The organism is Sphingomonas sp., from assembly GCF_045810705.1.
Taxonomy (GTDB): Bacteria; Pseudomonadota; Alphaproteobacteria; order Sphingomonadales; family Sphingomonadaceae; genus Sphingomicrobium.
The window spans coordinates 89,834-111,255 of record NZ_JBJMVI010000010.1; the positions used below are offsets into that span (position 1 = coordinate 89,834).

Genomic DNA, 21,422 nt, shown 5'->3' on the forward strand with positions numbered 1-21,422 from the left:
TTGGCGCGCCCCGCACATAGATTATTGGCTCAGAACGGAAGGAACTTCGAATCTTGCAGTCCGGCTTCATCGCCTATCTGGATTCGGTCAAGTCGCGTGATCCCGCCGCGCGGTCGCGGTGGGACGTGCTGTTCTATCCCGGAGTCACCGCGCTTGCGCTGCACCGCGTCGCGCATTGGCTGTGGGAGGGGCGCTTGTTCTTCATCGCGCGCCTGATCAATCACCTCGCCCGGTTCCTGACAGCGATCGATATCCATCCTGGGGCGAAGATCGGCAGGCGCTTCTTCCTCGACCATGGCTTCAGCGTCATCGGCGAGAGCGCCGAGATCGGGGATGACGTCACGATCTACCAGCATGTGACGCTCGGCGGCACGAACCCCACCACAGGCGTCGGCGGCAAGCGCCATCCTACGCTGCGAGACGGCGTGGTGATCGGCTCAGGCGCGCAGGTCCTTGGGCCAATCGAAGTGGGCGCGGGCGCAAAGGTCGGCGCGAATTCGGTTGTGACCAAGGATGTCGCCCCTGGATCTACCGTCGTCGGTATTCCCGCCCGCCCCGTGCCGATCGACACCGTTCACTACAGTCCGGGGTTCGTCCCTTACGGAACCCCGTGTGGCGAAGATGTCGATCCGACCCGGGCGCGGCTCACGGAGCTCGAGGATGAGCTCGAGGAGCTGCGGAAGGAACTGAATGTCCTGAAGGCTGCACGGCAGCCGCAGCCGCAGCCGAAGGTGAAGAGCGCTTGAGTGTCGTCGCGCCGTTCCCGCCTGTTTGGGACCGGCGCCCGATCGCCACATTCGATCGCAAGGAGCTGACCCGCATCCTCGACCTGTACGGGCGCATGGTCGCCGCGGGTCATTGGCGGGACTATTCGCTTCGGATCGATCCCGACGTGGCGGTGTTCGCCGCCTTCCGCCGCCACTCCGAGCGGCCCGAGGTGCGGATTGAGAAACGCCCCGCGCTTCGGTTGAAGCAGGGGGCGTTCGCAATCGTCGGAGAGCATGGCGCGGTGCTCAAGCGGGGCCACGACCTTGCGGTCGTGCTGGCCCCGCTCGAGCGGCGGCTCATGCGGCTGGTTGGGTGACCGCCACTCGATCGAGGATCGGCAGCTTCTCGCGCAGGCTCTCGGGGAGAGGCCGGACGATCGCGCCGCGCGCCTGGTGCCAGAAAGCGGACAGCAACAGCAGCGCCGAACCGATGACGAGCGCAGTGAGCGCGATGTTGAGCTCGACCGCGCCGAACCGTTTGAACAGGTCGGCGAGCGCCCACAGTACATAAGCGAGGGCCGATACCAGCAACGCCCTGCGGTCGACCGCAAGCGCGGTTAGCCCGAGCGCGATGTAGAGAAGGATTACGATCAGCCCCTCGCTCAGGGTTGCGCTACCGTTGTTGAGACCGAGCAGCGTGAAGATCGGATGGACGATCATCGGCGCCGCCAGCAGGTGCAGCCAGAATGCCACGTCGGCGCGGCGAGTCAGCCGCGCGCGATCGGACGAATCCCACCACATCGCGAACAGGAAGATCCCGATCCCAAGGAAGAGCACGAGGCCAAGGATCAGGTTCTTCGCCTGCTCGGCGTTCCCGCCAAGCCCGGCGATGAGCAGGCCGACCACGATTCCCGCCACGGATGCAGCGCCGGCGGCCACGGTGATCGGGACATGAAAACGACGCCAATGCAGCCACGCCGCACCGCCCGCGATCGCCGCGGAGACAGCGCCAAGAACGCCCCCGAGTTTGTCGTTGCCATTCACCTGATCGGGTCCGACGCCGAGGATCAGCGCGAACATGGCGGTCGCGAAAACGCCGCCGACGAATGCGAGAAGGAGGAGAATTGAGGGAAGGGCCATCCGCCGCTTCGCCGTGAAATAGAGCGCCAGCCCCCACGAGGTGGCGGCGATGAACAAAGGCGCGACGAAGGTCGGGCCGCGGGGATCGATTGTCAGGTTGCTCGCTTGTCCGATGCTCTGACCGATCCAGCCGACCGCAAACAGCAAGATAGCCGCGGCGATCGACACGAAGATGTCGTTGAAACCGGTGATGAGCCGAAACTGTTCTTCATCGGGGATCGCGGTCGAGCGTTGGCCTTCGATATGGGCGCGCAACGCGTTTGCCGCTTCGGCAGTGATCACGCCCGACGCGACCGCGTCGTCCAGGTCTTGCTGAGAGTACATGACTGCCCTCCTGTTGTTCAACACAGGATAGCTGCTAGTGTATTATCGTGTCAATACAGCATAGCGCTTGGATACAGGGCGCATCGCATGAGTTACGTTCGCAAAGAGAAAGAACCAGGAGAGCCGAGCCATGGCCAAGAAGACGACGAGCAAGAGCCGATCGAGCGGAACCAAGAGCGGTGCGAAATCGACCGCGCTGGTTGAACGCAGGACCGCCGGTGATGGAAGGCGCTCAAGCGACGCAAACATGGGCGAGGCGTTCATCAAGCTGTTGCAAAGCCCGCTCGTCGCGGAGCTTGTCGCAGTCGCCGCGACCTCGGCGCTCGCCGCGCTCGCGGAACACGGATTCACCAGCAGTTCGGGCGGCACGCGCGGCAAGCGGGCCGGAAAGGCGGTGAAGGAGGCGGGCAAAGCGGCAGCGGCGGCGGTCGGCCGGCGGCTCGGCAACGAGATCGACGAAATCAAGAAGGCCGCGAAAGCCTCTAAGGGCGGCGCAAAAGCGTAAGCCGCGCGCGGCCGACGGCGCGTGTCGCGTCGAGAATGAGATCGCCCGCGTCGACGGAATCGTTGCGGCTGGTCTCGATGCTCATCCACCCTCCCGGCGCGAGCCAATCGGCACGCTCCACGGACGCAATGACAGCGCTCCCCGATCCGGTGGAGTAGGGCGGGTCGGCAAGGATGAGGTCGAACGGCTCTGCGCGCGGCAGCGCGAGGGCGGATCCGCCCAACACGTGGACCGAGGCCGCGAGCTTCTGCGCGTTTCGCCGGATAACGGCTGCGGCATTCGGGTTGTTCTCGACGAAGGTGGCGGACGCCGCACCGCGGGATAGGGCCTCCAGCCCGAGGGCGCCGCTGCCGGCGAACAGATCGGCGACGCGCAATCCCTCGAAGGTGCCGAGCCGACTGGCGAGCATTGAGAACAGGGTTTCACGCACACGGTCGGCGGTCGGACGCGTATCGAGGCCCGGCGGCGCGTCGATTGCGTGCCCCCGCCATTTGCCGGCGATGATCCTCATCGCAGGGATTTGCGGAACGTCTCGAGCGCGTTCTGTGAGACCTCGTCCGCGTCTCCAACGTCGAGGCCGTCAAGTGTCACCGGTCCATAAGCGGTGCGGATCAGGCGAGAGACCTTCAGTCCGAGGTGCGCGAGCACGCGGCGAACCTCCCGGTTCTTGCCTTCCGTCAGGCTCATCTCGACCCAGCAATTGCTGCCCGTGCGCCGCTCGAGATTGGCGTTGATCGAGCCGTAGTGGATGCCGTCAATCGTGACCCCGTCGGCAAGCGATTCAAGCTGCGCCTGCGTGACGTGCCCGTAAGCGCGCGCCCGATAGGTGCGGATAACGCCGGTCCTTGGAAGTTCGAGCTGTCGCTTAAGCTCGCCGTCGTTGGTCAGCAGCAGCAGGCCCTCGGTCGTGAAATCCAGCCGGCCGACAGGGATCACCCGGGGAAGACCCGGAGGCAGGCGGTCGTAGATGGTCGCGCGGCCTTTCGGGTCATGCGCGGCGGTGAGCGCTCCCGACGGTTTGTAGAAGCGGAACAATCGCGTCGCCGCCGCTGGCCGCACGGGCTTCCCGTCGACCGTGACGCCGTCGAGATTGTCCAACAGGGTGGCGGGGGTGGTAAGTTTCTGCCCATTGAGCGCGATGCGTCCTTCGGCGATCATGCGCTCGATTTCGCGGCGCGATGCGACCCCGGCGCGGGCGAGGAGCTTGGCGATGCGTTGCGAACCGCCTTCGCGGGGTCCGGGAGCCCCTTGCACGGAGCGGCGCTCGCCGGACTGGCGGTGCGGCACTGGTTTGTGCCTCGTTCGTTGCGATCGCAAAGTCATGGTTTTGGGGTGAGCATGCTGTTCGGGAAGCGTAAGCAAGTCGTCAAGCGCATCCTCATCGTCGAGGACGAGCCGCTGACCGCGTTCGACAATGAGAATATTCTCGGCGACGCTGGTTACGAGATCGTCGCGACGATCGATCAATTCAACGATGCGCTTGAGATCGTCGGGCGCGAGCCGATCGATCTAATCCTCAGCGACATCCGACTGCGCAGCCAGCATAGCGGGATCGAGCTCGCTCGGGCGGCCAAGGCCAAGGGCGTGCCAACCTTGTTCGCGACCGGCCACCCCTACCCGGACGCGGCGGCGATCGCCGTCGGCTGTCTGCTCAAGCCTTACACCGAGCGCCAGCTTTGCAAAGCGATCGAATGCGTCGACCGTCATCTCCAGGGCGAGAGCGTCAAACCGCCCAAGGGCCTCGAATTATTCCTCAATGCCGATGAGCAGAAATGACCATTCATGACTGGGCTAGGCAGGCCGTGAAAGCCGTTTAAAGTTCGACGCTCTCAAGCCGGGAAGGGGAATACGTGGCAGGCCAGCGACCCAAGGGGTGGAAGTTACTCAGGGCGGCTCTCGCGACACGCAAGTCGGCCACCATGCTCGCGTTCGGCTTCTCCTCGGGGCTGCCGTTCGCGCTGCTCATCGGCACACTCAACGCCTGGCTGGGGGACGCGAAAGTCAATCTCGCGACGATCGGCGTCCTGTCGTGGATTGGGCTTGCCTACGCCTTCAAATTCCTATGGTCGCCGCTCGTCGACCAGCTCCGGCTGCCCGGGCTTGGCGAGCTCGGACGGCGCAAGAGCTGGATCGTGTTGTGCCAGGCCTTTCTGATCGTCTCGTTCATCGGGCTCGGCTCGACGAACCCTGCGACCGGCATCGGCTGGTTCGCCATCTTCGCGGTGATCGGCGCTTTCGCTTCGGCAACCCAGGACATTGCGGTCGACGCCTGGCGGATCGATGTGGCCGACGAGCGCACACCGGTCGAATTGCTCTCCGCGGTTTACCAGTTCGGATACCGTACGGCCTCGATCGTCGGCGGGGCGTTCGCGCTGTTCCTTGCCGCACGCGTCGCCTGGGGCACGGTTTATTTCGTCATGGCCGCCCTGGTCCTCGTGGTGATGGTCGTCGCAATCACCGCGCCCGACACCCAGCGGCCACCGCGCAACCTCATCGAGCAGGGATTGGAACAGTCGGGCGAGATCAGCGCGACGGTCCGCTTCGCCGCCCTGGCGATCGTCGGTATCTGCTGGCTGTGGGCGATCGTCTCCCTCGCCGGGTTCATGATCTCAATGCTCGCCGCCCAGCAGGCTGGCACCAAGGCGCCGTCCGTGGCGGACTTCACCACGAAGGTCGGTCCTTGGATCATCGCCGCAACCGTGTTCGTGCCGCTGGTCATTGCGGCGCTCGTCAACTGGCTGAAAGCTCACGGTCGGGGGGTCCAGGCCGAGGCGCACCCGCAGGTGAGCCAGGGCCGCGCGGTAATGAACCACATCTATGGCGCTTTGGTGTCGCCGCTTGCCGAGCTGTCGGAGCGCCTTCGTTGGGGTGTGCTCATCATCATCGGCTTCATCCTGACCTACGCGCTTTGCTACAATATCTGGTCGAGCTTCGCCTTCCCCTTCTACCTCGACTACCTCCACTATACGAAGGATCAGGTGGCCTTCGCGTCGAAGGTCTTCGGCATCTTCATGACGATGATCGGCATCAGCCTCGGCGGCTATCTGTTCGGACGTATCGGCCGGTTTCCGACTGTCCTCATCGGCGCGGCGGTCACCCCGCTCGGCAATTTGGTGTACGCCGATCTCGCTGACGGCGGGGCGAATATCGACGCCTTCACCCACGCGCTTCGGCTGAACGTTCTGCTTGGGTGGTTCGGCGCCGACGACCGCATGGTCCGCCTGCTGGTCGCAGTCTGCTACGAGAATATCGCGACCGGCGTCGCGCTGACCGCTTTCGTTGCGTATCTCTCCGGCATCATCAGCAAGAAGTTCACCGCCGTTCAGTACGCGCTGCTGTCGTCCCTGACCTTCCTGGTCGGCTCGCTCGGCCGCGGGGTGGCGGGGGAGAGCTTCGACAAATATGGCTATGCGCTGGTGTTCCGCTGGACCGCCTTGGCCGGCGTGATTGCAGTGGTGTTCGTGCTCCTTGAATGGGCACGCGTCGCCGCCCAGGGCCGCCGCGCGGGCGAGCCGACTGTGCCGAGCGTCGACGATGCGAAGGCCAAGCCCGCGCCGCGCTAATCGGGTAGCTGATCATTCGCCGCGAGGACGGCGCCAGCAAGGTAGAGCGATCCGAAGATCAGAACACGTGCTCCCCCCGACATCGCGGCAAGCGCTTGCTCGACGTCATCGTGCCCATCGACATGGAAGCCTAGATCGGCGGCGATTTCGATGAGATCGCCTGGCGAGAAGCAGCTGTGGTCGGGGATCGGCACTGCATGAACCTTATCGGCCACGTGCCTGAACGGCTCCAACATGCCCGCCGGGTCCTTCGTCGACAGGCTGGCAAAAATAAGGTGGAGCGGCTTGCCGTCGGAAAAAGCATGCTTCGCCCATGACGCTACCTGGCGAGCGGCCGAGGGATTGTGACCGCCATCAAGCCAAACTTCCCGATCGCGGACGAGCGGTCCGGGTGAAAGACGCTGCAACCGGGCGGGCCAATTGGCCCAGCCCATAGCTGCATTGAGGGCGGTCGGCGTGATTTGAAGCGCGTCCTGATGGCGCAGCATGGCGACGGCTAGCGCAGCGTTCATTGCCTGATGGCGACCAGGAAGGCGCGGTAACGGCAGATCAAGCTCGCCTCGTTCATCCTGGTAATGGAGGCGGTCCTGACGGGCGGCGGCATCCCAGCGCGTGCCTCGCGGGAGCCAGTCCGCTCCCGCCTCGCGCGCGATGACGCCGATCCGGCCGGCGATCGCCGGCGGATAGAGTTGCGTGACGAGCGGCACGCCGGATTTAGCGATGCCGGCCTTTTCGGCGGCAATGTCCGTGAGGCCTGTCCCAAGGAACTGCTGATGATCGAGCGCCAGGTTCGCGATTCCTGTCACGAGCGGCCGCTCGATGATGTTGGTCGAGTCTAGACGCCCGCCGAGCCCGACCTCAAGAATGCAGGCGTCTGCGGGGGTACGCGCAAAAGCCAGCAGCGCCGCTACGGTCGCAACCTCGAAGAAGCTCGGCTCAATGCCAGCGCCGGCATCGATGACCTCGGTGAGCGTTGCCGCAAGCTCCTCGTTCTCGATGAGCCGTCCCGCGATGCGGATTCGCTCGTTGAAGCGGACGAGATGTGGGCTGGTGAACGCGTGGACCTTGTGGCCGCTCGCCTCGAGCGCCGCGCGGATAAACGCGACGGTGGAGCCCTTGCCGTTGGTCCCGGCGACGTGGAACACCGGGGGAAGCAAATCCTGCGGGCGGCGTAGGCGGTCGAGCAGCGCCGCTGTCCTCTCGAGTCCCAGCCGGTCGCCGGCGGGCGAGAGCATGGACAAACGATCGAGCTGCGCCTGGACGCCCGGATGTGACGAGCGCGCGAAGTCGGCCATCAGGCAGCCTCTTTGCTCTCCGGCGAGAGGTAGGAAACCAAAAGTCCTAACCTGTCCCTGAGGTCGCCACGCGAGACGACCATGTCGATCATCCCATGTTCGAGCAAATATTCGGCGCGTTGGAAGCCCTCTGGCAATTTCTCACGGATGGTTTGCTCGATCACCCGCTGGCCGGCAAAGCCGATGAGCGCTCCGGGTTCGGCGAGTTGGACGTCGCCCAACATGGCGTAGGATGCCGTAACGCCGCCCGTCGTCGGATCGGTGAGCACGACGATATAAGGCAGGCCGGCTTCCTTGAGCTCGGCGAGCGCGACCGTCGTTCGCGGCATCTGCATCAGGCTGAGGATGCCCTCCTGCATCCTAGCCCCGCCGGCGGCGGTGAACAGGATGTATGGGCTTCGATCTGCGATCGCGGCGCGAACGCCGGCGACAAAGGCTGCTCCGACGGCGATTCCCATTGACCCGCCCATGAACGCGAAATCCTGAACGCCGATGATCACCTTGCGCCCGTGGAGCTTGCCGCGCGCGTTGACGAGCGCGTCACGTTCACCGTTGGCGCTGCGGGCGGCTTTCAGCCGATCGGTATAGCGTTTGGTGTCCCGGAAGCGCAGCGGATCCTCACGAACCTCGGGCGCCGGAACGAGCTCAAATTCGGCTGCATCGAACAATTGCTCGAACCGCTTGGGCGGGCCGATGCGGTCATGGAAGTTGCAACGCGGGCAGACGTTGTAATTCTCTTCACACTCCTTGACGAACACCATCGTCCCGCATTTGCCGCACTTGTGCCACAGGTTCTCGGCGGACTGGCGCTTGGGCAGGAAGGGGATGCCGCTGCGGACCCGGCTTAGCCAACTCATTCGATAACCTCTGTCTTCAAGCTCGCCGCGATTTCGGCAATGACCGCGGATGGATCGGCCGCGGCGGTGATCGGCCGGCCGATGACCAACACCGACGCGCCATCCTCAAGTGCCCGTGCGGGTGTGACCACTCGCTTCTGGTCGGCGACTTCGGCCCCGGCCGGGCGGATTCCTGGAACGACGAAGAAGCCCTCGGGCCACGCCGATTTTGCTTTGGCGACCTCAGCGCCTGAACACACGATGCCGTCAAGGCCGGCATCGCGCGCGATCCAAGCGAGGCGGCCAACTTGGTCAGCGGGCGAGCGAGCGATGCCGAGGTCAACAAGATCACCGGCGTCGAGGCTGGTCAGCAAGGTCACCGCCACCACTTTGGTAGCCGGAGGTGCCGCGCGCTTCGCCGCCCCAAGCATTTCCTGGCCGCCTATCGCGTGCACGGTCAGGATCGCGGGAGCGAGCGGCGCCAGCGCCTCCACGGCTTTCGCAACCGTGTTTGGGATGTCGTGGAGCTTAAGGTCGAGAAAGATCGGGAGGCCGAGCGCCGCGACGCGCCGAACGCCCTCAGGCCCTTGCGCCGAGAAGAACTCAAGCCCGAGCTTGAGGCCACCGGCGTAGGCGCGCACAGCCTCCGCCATATCAAGCGCGCGGTCGATGTCCGGGGTGTCGATGGCGACGAAGATCGGATTCAAATCACCGGTTCCCCGTCCCCTTCGGCAGGCGCGGACGTCAATGCGGCGACGCGGTTGCGGTCCATCGCATCGAGCCGCCGGTTGAGCGTCCACAACCGCGTGCGCATCAATAGCCAGATCGGGACGAACCCGAGTAGGAAGGCGAACAGCAACAGCACCGGCAGCTTGATATCGGCCTGAATGTCGCCCCACAGATTGAGCGTCACGTCCGACCAATTGCGGCTGGCGAACAAGGCGACCAGGACCGCGATCAGGACCCAGAACAGGGTCTTCAGAAATTGCATGGCGGTGCGTTTAGGCGAGCCGTGCGTTGAATGCCAGCCGCGGCGGCGTTCGTCGCGCTGTTGAGTCGGCCTGTCGCAAGCGCGTTAAACCCAGCGTTGAGACTAACCCTCCTCCCCGGCACACGGGAGAAGAGGGTGGGGAGAAGACCGGTTTTGCATAAGGCGCAGAAGGTTGGGCTGGGTGCGTTCGTGCTCCTGATGGGCGCGTCGCTGCTGGCAATGCGCCCTCATCCGGCCGCGGACGGGCAGAATCTGCGCATCGCCGCGGCCCACCTCAAGCTCGCGACGCTGTCTACTTCGTCGCGCCGCGACGTCGATTATCGCCTGCTCGATGCACGTCTCAAGCAATTGATGACCAAGCCCACGATGGTCGGACTTGCCGTTGGCGTGGTCGAGAACGGCAGGATCACTTTCCTCCAGGGCTATGGCGAGACGCTCGCCGGCTCGGGCGACCCGGTCACGCCGGAAACAGTCTTCCGTTGGGCGTCATGTTCGAAGGGTGTCGCAGCGACGATGGTCGCGAAGCTCGCCGAGCAGGGGAAGATCGACCTCAACGCACCGGTTGTGAACTACGCTCCTGACCTCAAGCTGCCAGCCGGTAACGAGCACAAGGCGAGCGTTGGCGACCTGTTGTCGCATCGGCTCGGGCTTTACCGGAATGCTTATGACAATAAGCTCGAGGAAGGGCAGGACCCTAGCTTCCTCCGCGCGAGCCTCAGTCAGCTCAACCCTACGTGCGCGCCGGGCACCTGCTGGTCCTACCAGAACGTCGCCTACGACGCGTCGAGCGAAATGGTCTCGCGCATTACCCACATGCCGTACGAACAGGCGGTCAAGCGCACCCTGTTCAACCCGATCGGCATGAGCAGCGGCAGTGTCTCTCTCTCTGGGCTCGAGGAGAGCCGGAGCTGGGCGAGACCGCACAGCGTCGGCAAGCGGCCGCTGCCGATGACCGACATATACTACAAGGTCCCCGGGGCAGGCGGGATCAACAGCAATATCAAGGACATGGCGCTGTGGATGGAAGCACAGATGGGCGAGATGCCCGATGTCGTCGACGGCAAGGTGCTCGACACCATCCATGCGCCTTATGTGGTCACCCCGACGGAGCGTGGACGGCTACGCAAGTTCCTCGAGCGGCTCCGGACCGCCTGGTACGGCTATGGCTGGAGAAGCTATGATTATGCCGGGCATCACATCATCGGCCACCGCGGCGGCATCAATGGTTATCGCTCGCTGATCCTGTTCGACCCTGAGAAGAAGAGCGGCGTCGTCGCTCTGTGGAACAGCAACACCAGTCAGCCGGGCGGCCTCGAGTTCGAGGTCATGGACATGATCTACCACCTGCCGTTCCGCGACTGGCTCGAGCTCAGCAAGGGCCCGAACCAATCGATCGCGACCACCGACGCCGAGCCCGAGAACGGTGGCGGCGACCGGCCTTAACGCCCGCTCGCCTCAGCTTGTGCTTTCCTGATCTCGCGCTGCTCGTCGAGATGGGCCTTGTAGCGGCAGGCCATGCCGACGATCGATGCCGCCATGCCAAAGATCAGGGCCGGCAGGTGCCACCACGGCGCGCCCGGTTTCGGCCACGCAATCGCTCCGAGAAAGAAGACGCTGACGATCGAAATGAGATAGCCGACGCCCTTCCAGTCGATGCCAGTGCCGGCGCGAATGGTGACGGCTCCATGACGCATACAGCCGAAGGAACATCCAACCACCACTGTTGGTTTCGCCGGAAAACCAACCAGGGAGTGAAGCGTATGGCCGAATCTATGAAGCGAGACGCGATCGCGCTGCTAAAGGCAGACCATCGCACAGTCGAGGAACTGTTCGAGAGGTTCGAGAAAGCCAGCGGCACCGAGCGCAAGCGCAAGGTCGCCGAAGAGATTTGCCTCGAGCTGTCGGTCCATGCGGAAATCGAGGAAGAGATTTTCTACCCGGCTTGCGAAGGCAAGGTCGACGAGGACCTGCTTAAGGAAGCCTACGTCGAGCATGACGGCGCCAAGGTGCTGATCGCCGAGATCATGAACGGCGGGCCGAGCGACGATTATTACGACGCCAAGGTCAAGGTGCTGCAGGAAGAGATCGAACACCACGTCGAGGAGGAAGAGAAAAGGCTCGACGGCCTGTTCGCTCAAGCGCGCAACGCCGAGCTGGACCTGGATTCGCTCGGTGAGGAGCTCGCTGCGCGCAAGTCTGAGCTGACCGAGCAGTTCAAGGCGGGCGGGATTCCGACTCCGCGGCTCACCACGATGGACGAAGTGTCGGTCTGACCCGGTCGGACGGCGCTCGCGGTTAGTAGCGGAGCGCGGCCACCTGCTGGCGCTGCGAGTCGCGGCTGTAGATGTCGTCTACGAAGCTCAGTCGCCCGTCCTGAACATGCGCCGTTAGGTAGGTGACGTAGATCGGCACCGGACGGGGCAGCAGCACATTCTGCTCCGGGTCGGTCGACGCCGCCTGCGGGTCGCGGCCGAGGAGCCAGCGGCCGAGCCGCTCGGCATCTTCGAGGCGGATGCAGCCGTGGCTGAGCGTTCGGTCGTCCTGCGCGAACAGCGCCTTGTTCGGCGTGTCGTGCAGGTAGATGTCGCTGCCGTTCGGAAAGGGAATCTTGATCCGGCCCATCGAATTGCCGGGCCCCGGGAGCTGGCGCACCTGGACGGTCTCGCGGCCATCGGCGACGGCGCGCCAGTCGACCTTCGCCGGGTTGAGCAGCTGCCCAGAGCCGTCCGCAGCCAGCACCTGGTAGCCGTGAGTCCTGATGTAGCCGAGGCCCTGGTCAAGCACGTTGCGCGCGATCAGCGAGCGGACCATGTCTCCCGACACGTGCCAATAAGGGTTGAGAGTCGCATAATAGATGGTGCTGGCGAGCATCGGCGTCTGGGTCGAAGGATCGGCCTTGCCGACGATCACCTTCATCGAATCCATAATCCGCCCGTCCTCGATCATGTAGAGACGCGCGCCGGCCGTATCGACCATGACGTAGCGGCCCTCCGGCGGAACGTCGCGCGCTCGGTCGAGGCTGGCCGGGACTCGCGGGTCGAGCTGGCCGCCATTCGCCTGCGCAGCCGCCCACGCGGCATCGCGCAGCTGGGCGTAGAGCGGGTTCACTTCCGAGACGCTGCGCACATAGGCGGCGAGGGATGGGGCGGCGGCAGCCCTGGCAAGGATCGTCGCAGCCGAATCGCGCCGTGGCGCGACCCACTGGTCAGCATACGTCATTCCAGAAGGCGGCGTCTGAAGCGCCTCGACATATTGGACCCACGCGGTGGACAGCAGCCGATCTGCTGCGGCCAATGCGGCAGGATCTCCGGCCTCAGCGCGGGCGAGAAGGATTCGCGCCTGCTCGGCGAGGGCGGATCCGCTCGGCATCCCATCGAGCGCTGCATGCTGGAGCACACCGATCAGCTCGCGCGCCGCCGAACTGTCGGCGCCGCTCCGGAGCCACAGCGGCGCGCCGGCGCGCGACGCATAGAACGCGATTAGGGCAGCGTCGGGCGCATCGTAGCTCGCTGCTGACGGTAGCTGCGGGTTGGTCGCGGCTTGCGCGGGCAAAGACAGGGCCATCAGCGCCGCACAGGCGACGCCGGCCAGCATCCGGGTTTTCACGGGTCAAACTCTCTTTTTGTTTCAGGCTCTTGCGAGCCCACCTGAAATGCACAACGCAGGATCGTCTTCTGGGTTCAAAACGGCAGCCGGCGCTTCGTCGGAAGTGTCCCGCCAAGCGACAAGTTGGCTGATGACGTTAGGCACCGATGTAGACCGGCGTGCCGAGGTCGGTGACCGAGTAGAGCTTCTTGGCGAATACCGTCGGCAAGCGGACGCAGCCGTGACTCGCCGGTAGGCCGGGGTTGTAGCCGGCGTGGAGAGCGATCCCATATTGGTCGATGCGCTGCATCCACGGCATGGGCGCGTTGTCGTATTTCTTCGAACGGTACATCGGACGCTTGTCGAGGACCGAGAATATTCCGGTTGGGGTGTTGCGGCCCTCAATTCCGGTCGAGATCGTAGCAGCTGCAACCAGCGTATCGCCGCGATAGAAGTAAGCGAGTTGATCGGAGAGGCTGATAACCACCCGCTCGGGTCCAGAGGCCGGAACATCGCGCCACACATATTGGCCAGGCCGCAGGATCTTGGGGCCGAAGGCTTCGAGCATGTCGACTCGTGCCTGGCTAGCAGCGTCGCTCGCCTCGATCTTCGCTTGGTAGGTTTCCAGCGCGGCGGCGGGCGTAGAAGCGAGGGAAGTCGCAAGTACGCACGATCCCGTCAGCGCGAGCACAAAGGCTAGACGCTTCATTTTACACACCTTGGTTTTATCACTTGACTTTTGCGGCGAAAATGCTCCGGGGCCGAGTCGGGTTCCCTTGCAGCTATCGAACGACCATGAGGGGAACGAGTGGAATCGGTGGTTTCATCCTTCTGGGTTCGATCTGGAACGGCCTCAGACATGCGCCGGTCAAGGAATGCCGTAGCCGCTGCGCAAGGGAGCCTTGTTAGCGACTTATTAGCTCTCCGGAGGCGAAACTCTCTCCGACACGTGCCAGGACCCAGAATGGCTGAAGCCTCCTCAGTCACCACCGTGGTCGTGGGAGATCGCCTCCCATGGCCCGACGAACAGTCGGCATCGGCCGACAAGGGCCCATTCGACGCGTCTGCGATCTACCATTCGGGGGTTCGGCGCGAGTGCGAGATCCGGAAGATTTCGGCACTTGGCGTGACCATCGCGAGCGACCTCGTCCCGGCTCTGGGCGATCGCGTCTCGGTCGAGCTTGCGACAGGCCAGCGGCCGACGGGCAAGATAGCATGGACCGACCGCGGCGAGCTCGGAGTTCGCTTCGATGATGCGATTGACGTCATCGCTTTGCTCAACCGCAAGCTGGTCAGCCAGACGCCTGAACGGAGGACGATGCCGCGCCTCGAAGTGCGCTGCCTTGCCCACATCAAGTGCGCCGAGAATTTCTGGCCGGCGATGCTGCGCAATATCTCGAGCGGGGGCCTGCAGCTCGAAGGCAGCGAGATGCCAGCAGTAGGCGCCTATGTCTCGGTATTCGTCGAGGGTCTCAACATTCCGGCGGGCGAAGTGGTGTGGGGCCGAGGAGAGCTAGTTGGCATCGAGCTGTTTGAAGAGTTGAGCTGGACCTCGATCATTCCGTGGGTGCGCAATAGCGTCCGCAAGGGCTCGCAATAGGCGCTCAGTCGGCGCTCACGAAACTATCCAGCACCTTTTTGCGGCCTGCATGCTCGAATTCGATCTCGAGCTTGTTGCCTTCGATTCCCGCGATCGTGCCGTAGCCGAACTTACCGTGGAAGACGCGCTGACCGAGCGCTAGGTCCGTGCGGCCCTGGTTGCCGAGGCTGACCGCGGAAGCGCGCGCTTCGATCACGCGCTGGGGATCCGGATTATAGCCAACGCGCGTGGCGCGCTGCCAACCGGGCCCACGGCTCGGACGGGCGACATGGGCAAACGGATCGGAACGTTCGGACCACTGGGCCCGCCACAGGCTCTCGCCGCCGGTCATGGTGGTTTCTTCCTCTATGTGGGCCTTTGGAAGCTCAGCGAGGAACCGGCTGGGGATCGAGCTCGTCCATTGGCCGTATATGCGGCGGTTGGCCGCATGGAGGATCGTGCAGCGGCGGCGGGCTCGGGTGATGGCGACGTAGGCCAGGCGCCGTTCCTCTTCGAGCGAGGCAAGCCCGCCTTCATCCAGCGAGCGCTGCGATGGGAACACGCCTTCTTCCCAGCCAGGCAAATAGACCGTGTCGAATTCCAGCCCCTTGGCGGCGTGGATGGTCATGATGGTAATGCGTTCGCCCTGGCGCGCTTCGTCATTGTCCATGACCAAGCTGACGTGCTCGAGGAAAGCGCCGAGCGATTCATATTCTTCCATCGCGCGCGTGAGCTCGGTGAGGTTTTCAAGTCGACCGGCGCTCTCGGCGGAGCGATCTGCCTGAAGCATTGCCGTGTAGCCGCTTTCGTCGAGCACGATGCGTGCGAGTTCCGGGTGCGGAAGCTCGGTCGACATCTGTCGCCACCGCGCGATGTCTGCGACGAAATTGCCCAGTGAGCGGCGCGCCTGCGGTGTGAGTTCGTCGCTGTCGAGGAGGGTGGCCGACGCAAGCAAAAGCGGCTGCTGGGTGGCGCGCGCATGGCGGTGAACGGTCGTGATCGCCTTATCGCCGAGGCCGCGTTTGGGTTGATTGACGATCCGCTCGAACGCGAGGTCGTCGGCGGGCTGAACGACCAGCCGGAGATAGGCGATCGCATCGCGGATTTCGGCGCGTTCGTAGAAACGAAAACCCCCAATGATCTGGTACGGGAGTCCGATCGCGATGAACCGCTCCTCGAACTCGCGGGTCTGGAACTGGGCGCGCACGAGGATCGCGACGTTATCGAGCGATCCGCCGCGGCGCATGTAAGATTCGGCTTCCTCGCCGACCCGGCGCGCTTCCTCAGGGCCATCCCACACGCCGATCGCTCGGACTTTCTCGCCCTCGCCCGCGTCCGTCCACAGCGTCTTGCCGAGCCGGCCGGCGTTATGGGCGATGAGGCCGTCAGCGGCGGCAAGGATGTGGCTGGTCGAGCGGTAGTTCTGCTCAAGGCGGATGATCTTCGCGCCGGGAAAGTCTTTTTCGAACTTGAGGATATTGGCGACCTCGGCACCGCGCCACGAGTAGATGGATTGGTCGTCATCGCCGACGCAGCAGAGGTTGCGCCGCGGCTCGGCGAGGAGCCTCAGCCACTCATACTGCGCCTGGTTGGTGTCCTGATATTCGTCGACGAGAAGATAGCGGAACCGGTCCCGGTAGCTATTCAGCACGTCCGCGTGCTTGCGGAAGATGATCAGCATGTGGAGCAGCAGGTCGCCGAAGTCGCAGGCGTTCAGTGTCCTCAGGCGCTCCTGGTATTGCGCGTACAAGTCGGCGCCGCGGCCGGCCGCGAAGGCTTCGGACTCACCGGCATCAACCTGGGCCGGCGTCCAGCCGCGGTTTTTCCAGCGGTCGATCAAGCCGGCGAGCTGCCGTGCCGGCCAACGCTTATCGTCAAGGTTCGCGGCCTGGATCAGCTGCTTGAGGACGCGGAGCTGGTCGTCGGTGTCGAGGATGGTGAAGTTCGACTGGAGACCGACCAGTTCGGCGTGAACCCGAAGCATCTTGGCGGCGACCGAATGGAACGTGCCGAGCCACGGCATGCCCTCGAGTGCGCCGCCGGAAAGCGCGCCGACGCGCTGACGCATCTCGCGCGCGGCCTTGTTGGTGAAGGTGACCGAGAGGATCTGGCTCGGCCATGCCTGGCGAGTGGCGATAAGATGGGCGAGACGCGCCGTCAGCGCGGCGGTCTTCCCGGTGCCGGCGCCCGCGAGGACGAGCACCGGTCCTTCGGTCGTCAAGACTGCCTCACGCTGCGGCGGGTTCAGGCCTTGCAGGTAAGCGGGCTCGGGCACGAGGGCAGGGGATTCGGACACGGTTTTTGAGGTAAGGAGAGGGGAACGGAACGGCAACCGGGATCGGGATCCGTGATTCGCCGGGTCTCGCGCAAATGCGGATTTCGACAAAGTTCCTACGGTTGCTCCCGATATCCCCGTTATCCACAGGCTCGTTACCGAAAATTCTGCTTTCGCGACTCGGAAGCGATGTGCATGGTGCTCATGTGATCGGGACGGCGGTCCCGGCCTCCCCAAGAGCCGGCAACGGCAGGCGGGTGCGGCAGGTGACCAAAGGTCCGATCTCCGCCGGCAGGCAATGGAAAGAGCTTTCGGGCTCTGACCGGGGTCAGCCGGGAAGAGGCGCCGGAAGAGGAAATTGCCTCTCGCGCGACGCGGTTCCCGGGTTCTTCGGAATTCGGTGAGCAAAGCGGGACGCAAGAGCGGTTACCCCAAGAAGGGCCGTGAAACATCGGCGGCTTTCGCCGGGACATTCAGGTCTTCGGATTTGGAAGTTCCAATGGCAGGCCGGGCAGGACGAAAGATCAGCGAGCCCTCGGGCGGCGCAGTCGAGTAGAACGGCCGGGCTCCTCTCACGAGGGAGCGGCAGATGGGAAGCGACGCCTGAGCTGGTGAGCCAGGATCGAGAGCGGGTTCATTGGGGCCTTCGGGTTTCAGAGAACCAAGTTGCGAACACCGGCAGATCCTTCGCTCGGCGCAGTGGGGGCTGGCAGCAATGCCGGCCCCCATTTCATTTGTGCGGCGCAGGCGTGTCGCCCGCCCGCAAATGTGCGACCGATGCGCGAAGAACCGCGGACCCTCACATTGAGCGGATGAGGCTCTCAGGAGTCCGGTCGCCGCATCCACCCGGGTCGGCGAACCTTCCACAAACATACGGACACCAATCCCAACTTGCGCGTTTGGGGGATCAGGTGGCGACGGTCCTGCCCGTCGCTGACGCGGCGGCAATCGGGCCGCCGGAGCGGGACACGAATGGAGTGAACCGGTGTTCCGTGCAATCGCAGCGCTTGCCCTCGCTTCCGCCTCCGCGCAATCCGCCGCAACCCTGACCTCGGCTGGGCCGTGGTGGGAACGCGTGACCGTTCTCGTCGCCGACAACGGCCAGGCCCAGTCGTGCCGTTACGAATCGAGCCTGCAGCCGAACGGCAGCAAGGACTGTTCGGTCACCGGCAGTCAGGCCAGCACCGCGACCAGCGCCGGGACCAAAGACGAGTTCACCCGCATCACCTTCGAGCGAAGGTTCAGCCCCGGCGCCAAGCCCGACATGACGCAGCTGCAGCCGGGCGAAGTTTTACTGGGCGGCCGGGTCATGGCGCTGGCGATCGACGCCAGAGGCGCGGTCAAGAATTGCGAGGTCGTGGCGACGTCCGGATCGGTGGCGCCGCAATATGGCTGCGCCGACCTTTCCGGCGAGCGCTTCGAAGCGAGCGTCGGTGGGCCCCGCGCGGGCGCAACGCCGCGCGAAGGCTATATGTCGGTCATCGTTTACGGCCACAGCGAGCACGTCGTTTGAGGCATAGCCGTCAAGCGAGTGAATCGCGTGACGTCGGACGGGCTCAGCTACGCTGACCCGCCGGCCGCATCTCGCCCTCTCTTCGACATAAGCTCCCGTCTGCTTTGCAGAGCGGTCGCTTATGCTCGGGGGCTCGATCAGTTGACGATGATCTCGTCGTTCATTCCGAGCTGCTTGTGCATGAAGTGGCTGCAGTGCGCGGGATAGACGCCGGCGCGCGGGATCAAAGTGACGCTCTTGGTTTCGTGCGGTCCGAGCTCGATCTCTCCGCCGGCCGCCGCGCCGGCGCTGATGGACGAGGCAGCGAAAAAAGCGCCCGCCGTGAAATCATGGCTGCTGCCCGAGCGGTTGACGAAGGTCAAAGTGACCGGCCGCCCGGCGGCTAGGTGGATCGGGCGCGGCGCGAAGCCGAAGCTCCAGACGGTTATGGTGACCGACTGCGTCGCGAGCTGCGCCGTAGCGGGGCTGAGACCAAGGATGAACAGGGACGCGGCGATAGCCACGCGGGAGAAGGTCATATTGATCTCCTTTCGCGCCCCCGCGGCGCTCGTGTAGCATGGACCACGATGAGGCTGTAGCGAAAAAGAAAATAACCTATGCGGTAAAAACATCTTGACAGCGTCACGCTCATTCGGTACGCGGTAGGCATAGTGAAGAATTGCGAGTCGGGCCGCTCCCTCGGGAGTTCGGCCCGATTTCATTTTTGGGATTGAGCGTGCCGCGGAAGAAGATGACGCTGGTCGCGAGCCGGCGGCCACAGCTGCGCAAGGCGGCGGCGCGGGACTGGTCGAAGGAGAAAGCGGCCAGGTTCCTGAGCGTGCTCGCCGATACGTGCAACGTTAGCGAAGCCTGCCGGCGAAGCGGCGTGCCGATGACCGTCGCTTACCGCCGGCGCAAGATGGACGCGGCGTTCAGGACCGCATGGCTCGAGGCGATCGCGGCGGCCTATTCGCGGCTTGAGTTGGTGCTGCTCGACCGCGCCTTCAACGGCACCGAAAAGATCGTGAAGCGGCGGGACGGCTCGGAAGAGCGGATGCTCGAATATCCGAACCAGCTTGGTTTGATGTTGCTCAAGATGCACCGTGAGACGGCGATCGAGGCGGAGAGCGAGCTGCCGGCCGAGAACGTCGACGAAATCCGCGAGCGGCTGGTCCGCAAGCTGCAACGGCTGAAGAAACGGGATGAAGAGCAAGAAGCGCGACGCGCGGAACTACGAAGTGATGCGCCACGAGATGGCGATCATGGCCAAAGCGACGGAGAAGCAGCAACGCCGAGCGATTGAGACGATGACGGTGGAGCAGATGCTTCACTGGGACGCTGATTTTGAGCAATGGGCGCACGCCAACCAGCTGCCGCCGAACGGCGACGGATGGCGCGTGTGGCTGATGATGGCCGGACGTGGGTTCGGGAAGACGCGGGCCGGGGCCGAGTGGATTTTTCGCCTTGCGAACGGCAGGCCCAAGGTTCGCGTTGCGTTGGTCGGAGCGACGATTGCCGATGCGCGCAGCATCATGGTCGAAGGGGTCAGCGGGCTGCTCAGCATCGCGCCGCGATATCGGCGGCGGCTGAGATGGGAGCCGAGCCTCGGGCGGCTGAAGTGGCCCAACGGAAGCGAGGCACAATTGTTTTCCGGCGATCATGCGGATGGGCTGAGAGGGCCCGAGCATGACTTCGCCTGGTGCGCTGCAAACGCTCGACCTGGTGACTGTCTGCGCGGTAGAAGAAGCTCCGCGCTCCAGCCCTCCCACATCTCCCTCGCTGGGTGCATGCTATATCGTCGGTTCATCGCCGACCAGCGCTTGGGCTGGAAAAGCTCAATTCCTCGCCGGGTACACCAGCGGGGGATGGAGGCTTGTGCCGCCGATCGAGGGCATGAGCGTGTATGTGAAGGCGACCGGCATATGGTCGAACTATCGGAACGGGGCCTGGGAGATGGGCAGGTTGCGAGGCGCAACTTTGGTGCTCGGCGACGTGCAGGTGGTTGGTCCCCGGCTCCCGGCGATTGCCGCACCGGTCGCCGGCACGAATGCCGATCCGGAGGCCCGATCCGCGATTAACCAGATCCTCGCCGCACTCCGGCAACACGGGCTTATCGAAAGCTAAGGACGTACGGATTCGTTTGCTGCCCACATCTGACTGAGGCTTTTCGGCAACAGGGCAGGACAACGACAATCTTGCGCAGCAACCGGCGCTCTCATAATGAGAACTCGCGGTTCAAACTGAGAACGCAATTGAAAGGGGACAATTATGCGCAAGCTGGCCATTGCGGTTGCGCTCGCGTCGACGGCCATCGCGACCCCGGCCGTCGCCCGTGACCATTCATTTTATGCCGGCCTCGAAGGGGGCGGAATGATCGTTGAGGACATGAACCTCGGCTATCGCGATGCAACTCGCACATTTCCAGCAGGTTACATCATCAATTTCGGCACCGGATATGATGTCGATGCGATCGCCGGATATGACTTCGGCGTATTTCGTCTCGAAGGCGAGCTGAGCTACAAGCATGCCGGCGTGGACGGCGTGAATGCCGACCCAAGGATTTCGCCGGTTATTAGCGGGAACCTGAGTGGCGGTCGAGTCAACGTCTTGTCCGGCATGATCAACGGCTTGCTCGATTTCGGCAACGACAATGGCCTCAGCGGTTATGTTGGCGGCGGCGTCGGCTGGGCCAGCATTGATTTGTCCGCGGCCACCGCGACACCCGGCTCCCACGTGATTGACGATAGCGAATCGCACTTTGCAATGCAGGCAATTGCCGGCGCTCGGCTTGCGGTCAGCCAGAACATCGACGTCGGAATCAAAGTGCGGCATTTTGAGTCGAGAAACCTGCGCTTCACGAATACTTTCAACTCGACGCCGTTCACCTTCGATGGAGCCTTCAAGGAGAACAGTCTGCTGGCGAGCCTGATCTACAACTTCTACTCGCCACCTCCGCCACCTCCGCCGCCACCTCCGCCGCCTCCGCCGCCTCCTCCGGCGACGCAGACCTGCCCGGATGGCTCGGTAATTCCGGCGACGGATACGTGCCCCGCACCTCCGCCTCCGCCTCCGCCGCCACCACCGGCGCCTGAACGGGGCTAATCCGAAGCGAACGGACGGAAAGAACAGC

24 protein-coding genes and 1 pseudogene are annotated in these 21,422 nt (G+C 64.1%); 13 read left to right on the forward strand and 12 right to left on the reverse strand.

The genetic code is table 11. From position 1 onward, the window contains the following. Positions 1 to 53 precede the first annotated feature (53 nt). The gene (gene cysE / locus ACJ8FR_RS05130; RefSeq protein WP_407827541.1) at positions 54 to 746 is read left to right on the forward strand and encodes a serine O-acetyltransferase; all 693 of its coding nucleotides are present in this window, start codon (positions 54 to 56) and stop codon (positions 744 to 746) included. Next, positions 743 to 1,084, forward strand: a complete 342-nt coding sequence (locus ACJ8FR_RS05135; RefSeq protein ID WP_407827542.1) for a DUF2794 domain-containing protein — start codon at positions 743 to 745, stop codon at positions 1,082 to 1,084. The genes cysE and ACJ8FR_RS05135 overlap by 4 nt, the downstream gene beginning before the upstream one ends. Here the strand turns inward: ACJ8FR_RS05135 and ACJ8FR_RS05140 are convergent. Continuing rightward, positions 1,065 to 2,171 (reverse strand): hypothetical protein, encoded by a 1,107-nt coding sequence (locus ACJ8FR_RS05140; protein WP_407827543.1) that lies wholly within the window; start codon positions 2,169 to 2,171, stop codon positions 1,065 to 1,067. The two genes, ACJ8FR_RS05135 and ACJ8FR_RS05140, sit on opposite strands and share 20 nt — an antisense overlap. A 247-nt stretch (positions 2,172 to 2,418) precedes the next feature. On the opposite strand from ACJ8FR_RS05140, the gene ACJ8FR_RS05145 reads away from it, so the two are divergent. Then, on the forward strand, positions 2,419 to 2,676 hold the full coding sequence (locus ACJ8FR_RS05145; RefSeq protein WP_407827544.1) for a hypothetical protein: 258 nt from the start codon (positions 2,419 to 2,421) through the stop codon (positions 2,674 to 2,676). Here the strand turns inward: ACJ8FR_RS05145 and rsmD are convergent. Together rsmD and ACJ8FR_RS05155 are read right to left on the reverse strand one after the other, a co-directional pair. Continuing rightward, positions 2,654 to 3,187, reverse strand: coding sequence for a 16S rRNA (guanine(966)-N(2))-methyltransferase RsmD (rsmD, locus tag ACJ8FR_RS05150; RefSeq protein WP_407827545.1), 534 nt, complete (start codon positions 3,185 to 3,187; stop codon positions 2,654 to 2,656). The genes ACJ8FR_RS05145 and rsmD overlap by 23 nt on opposite strands. After that, complete coding sequence (locus tag ACJ8FR_RS05155; protein ID WP_407827546.1) at positions 3,184 to 3,963, reverse strand: pseudouridine synthase; 780 nt, start codon at positions 3,961 to 3,963, stop codon at positions 3,184 to 3,186. Before ACJ8FR_RS05155 ends, rsmD begins: the two co-directional genes overlap by 4 nt. Positions 3,964 to 4,014: 51 nt before the next feature. On the opposite strand from ACJ8FR_RS05155, the gene ACJ8FR_RS05160 reads away from it, so the two are divergent. Together ACJ8FR_RS05160 and ACJ8FR_RS05165 are read left to right on the forward strand one after the other, a co-directional pair. Beyond that, a complete protein-coding gene (locus ACJ8FR_RS05160; RefSeq protein WP_407827547.1) occupies positions 4,015 to 4,452 on the forward strand; it encodes a response regulator in 438 nt (145 codons plus the stop codon). A 74-nt stretch (positions 4,453 to 4,526) separates the two neighbouring features. Then, positions 4,527 to 6,239 carry an AmpG family muropeptide MFS transporter gene (locus tag ACJ8FR_RS05165; protein ID WP_407827548.1) on the forward strand — a complete coding sequence of 571 codons (1,713 nt, stop codon included), beginning with the start codon at positions 4,527 to 4,529 and terminating at the stop codon, positions 6,237 to 6,239. On the opposite strand, the gene ACJ8FR_RS05170 is transcribed toward ACJ8FR_RS05165, so the two are convergent. From ACJ8FR_RS05170 to ACJ8FR_RS05185, 4 genes are read right to left on the reverse strand one after another with little or no spacing between them, the layout of a single operon-like run. Beyond that, positions 6,236 to 7,534, reverse strand: coding sequence for a bifunctional folylpolyglutamate synthase/dihydrofolate synthase (locus ACJ8FR_RS05170; protein WP_407827549.1), 1,299 nt, complete (start codon positions 7,532 to 7,534; stop codon positions 6,236 to 6,238). The two genes, ACJ8FR_RS05165 and ACJ8FR_RS05170, sit on opposite strands and share 4 nt — an antisense overlap. Continuing rightward, positions 7,534 to 8,391 (reverse strand): acetyl-CoA carboxylase, carboxyltransferase subunit beta, encoded by an 858-nt coding sequence (accD, locus tag ACJ8FR_RS05175; RefSeq protein ID WP_407827550.1) that lies wholly within the window; start codon positions 8,389 to 8,391, stop codon positions 7,534 to 7,536. The genes ACJ8FR_RS05170 and accD overlap by 1 nt, the downstream gene beginning before the upstream one ends. Further along, positions 8,388 to 9,077, reverse strand: a complete 690-nt coding sequence (pyrF, locus tag ACJ8FR_RS05180) for an orotidine-5'-phosphate decarboxylase (protein WP_407827551.1) — start codon at positions 9,075 to 9,077, stop codon at positions 8,388 to 8,390. Before pyrF ends, accD begins: the two co-directional genes overlap by 4 nt. Continuing rightward, positions 9,074 to 9,361 carry a lipopolysaccharide assembly protein LapA domain-containing protein gene (locus ACJ8FR_RS05185; RefSeq protein WP_407827552.1) on the reverse strand — a complete coding sequence of 96 codons (288 nt, stop codon included), beginning with the start codon at positions 9,359 to 9,361 and terminating at the stop codon, positions 9,074 to 9,076. The genes pyrF and ACJ8FR_RS05185 overlap by 4 nt, the downstream gene beginning before the upstream one ends. 198 nt (positions 9,362 to 9,559) lie before the next feature. Between ACJ8FR_RS05185 and ACJ8FR_RS05190 the strand changes: the two genes are divergently transcribed. Next, complete coding sequence (locus ACJ8FR_RS05190) at positions 9,560 to 10,804, forward strand: serine hydrolase domain-containing protein (RefSeq protein ID WP_407827592.1); 1,245 nt, start codon at positions 9,560 to 9,562, stop codon at positions 10,802 to 10,804. Here ACJ8FR_RS05190 and ACJ8FR_RS05195 read toward each other — a convergent pair. Beyond that, positions 10,801 to 11,055: a hypothetical protein gene (locus ACJ8FR_RS05195; protein ID WP_407827553.1), complete on the reverse strand. Its 255-nt coding sequence runs from the start codon at positions 11,053 to 11,055 to the stop codon at positions 10,801 to 10,803. The genes ACJ8FR_RS05190 and ACJ8FR_RS05195 overlap by 4 nt on opposite strands. A gap of 66 nt (positions 11,056 to 11,121) precedes the next feature. On the opposite strand from ACJ8FR_RS05195, the gene ACJ8FR_RS05200 reads away from it, so the two are divergent. After that, positions 11,122 to 11,634, forward strand: coding sequence for a hemerythrin domain-containing protein (locus ACJ8FR_RS05200; RefSeq protein WP_407827554.1), 513 nt, complete (start codon positions 11,122 to 11,124; stop codon positions 11,632 to 11,634). A gap of 22 nt (positions 11,635 to 11,656) precedes the next feature. Here ACJ8FR_RS05200 and ACJ8FR_RS05205 read toward each other — a convergent pair whose 3' ends face one another. After that, positions 11,657 to 12,967 carry a L,D-transpeptidase family protein gene (locus tag ACJ8FR_RS05205; RefSeq protein WP_407827555.1) on the reverse strand — a complete coding sequence of 437 codons (1,311 nt, stop codon included), beginning with the start codon at positions 12,965 to 12,967 and terminating at the stop codon, positions 11,657 to 11,659. Between the two features lie 136 nt (positions 12,968 to 13,103). Continuing rightward, the gene (locus tag ACJ8FR_RS05210; RefSeq protein WP_407827556.1) at positions 13,104 to 13,655 is read right to left on the reverse strand and encodes a L,D-transpeptidase family protein; all 552 of its coding nucleotides are present in this window, start codon (positions 13,653 to 13,655) and stop codon (positions 13,104 to 13,106) included. Between the two features lie 255 nt (positions 13,656 to 13,910). Here ACJ8FR_RS05210 and ACJ8FR_RS05215 point away from each other — a divergent pair, with 255 nt between their 5' ends. Beyond that, positions 13,911 to 14,546: a PilZ domain-containing protein gene (locus ACJ8FR_RS05215; protein ID WP_407827557.1), complete on the forward strand. Its 636-nt coding sequence runs from the start codon at positions 13,911 to 13,913 to the stop codon at positions 14,544 to 14,546. Between the two features lie 4 nt (positions 14,547 to 14,550). On the opposite strand, the gene ACJ8FR_RS05220 is transcribed toward ACJ8FR_RS05215, so the two are convergent. Then, entirely contained in the window at positions 14,551 to 16,821 is a 2,271-nt protein-coding gene (locus ACJ8FR_RS05220; protein ID WP_407827558.1) for an ATP-dependent helicase, read from the reverse strand. A 964-nt stretch (positions 16,822 to 17,785) separates the two neighbouring features. Here ACJ8FR_RS05220 and ACJ8FR_RS05225 point away from each other — a divergent pair. After that, entirely contained in the window at positions 17,786 to 18,313 is a 528-nt protein-coding gene (locus ACJ8FR_RS05225) for a hypothetical protein (RefSeq protein ID WP_407827559.1), read from the forward strand. 137 nt (positions 18,314 to 18,450) lie between these two features. Here the strand turns inward: ACJ8FR_RS05225 and ACJ8FR_RS05230 are convergent, their stop codons facing one another. After that, the gene (locus tag ACJ8FR_RS05230) at positions 18,451 to 18,831 is read right to left on the reverse strand and encodes a cupredoxin domain-containing protein (RefSeq protein WP_407827560.1); all 381 of its coding nucleotides are present in this window, start codon (positions 18,829 to 18,831) and stop codon (positions 18,451 to 18,453) included. Between the two features lie 197 nt (positions 18,832 to 19,028). Between ACJ8FR_RS05230 and ACJ8FR_RS05235 the strand changes: the two genes are divergently transcribed. The 4 genes and pseudogenes from ACJ8FR_RS05235 to ACJ8FR_RS05250 all read left to right on the forward strand — a co-directional run bounded on the left by ACJ8FR_RS05235 (position 19,029) and on the right by ACJ8FR_RS05250 (position 21,394). After that, a complete protein-coding gene (locus tag ACJ8FR_RS05235) occupies positions 19,029 to 19,595 on the forward strand; it encodes a hypothetical protein (protein WP_407827561.1) in 567 nt (188 codons plus the stop codon). A 106-nt stretch (positions 19,596 to 19,701) separates the two neighbouring features. Then, positions 19,702 to 19,935, forward strand: a pseudogene (locus ACJ8FR_RS05240) (terminase large subunit domain-containing protein); the annotation flags it as partial. 43 nt (positions 19,936 to 19,978) lie between these two features. Continuing rightward, on the forward strand, positions 19,979 to 20,416 hold the full coding sequence (locus ACJ8FR_RS05245; protein ID WP_407827562.1) for a DUF2793 domain-containing protein: 438 nt from the start codon (positions 19,979 to 19,981) through the stop codon (positions 20,414 to 20,416). 144 nt (positions 20,417 to 20,560) lie between these two features. After that, entirely contained in the window at positions 20,561 to 21,394 is an 834-nt protein-coding gene (locus ACJ8FR_RS05250; RefSeq protein ID WP_407827563.1) for an outer membrane protein, read from the forward strand. The last annotated feature ends 28 nt before the right edge of the window (positions 21,395 to 21,422 follow it).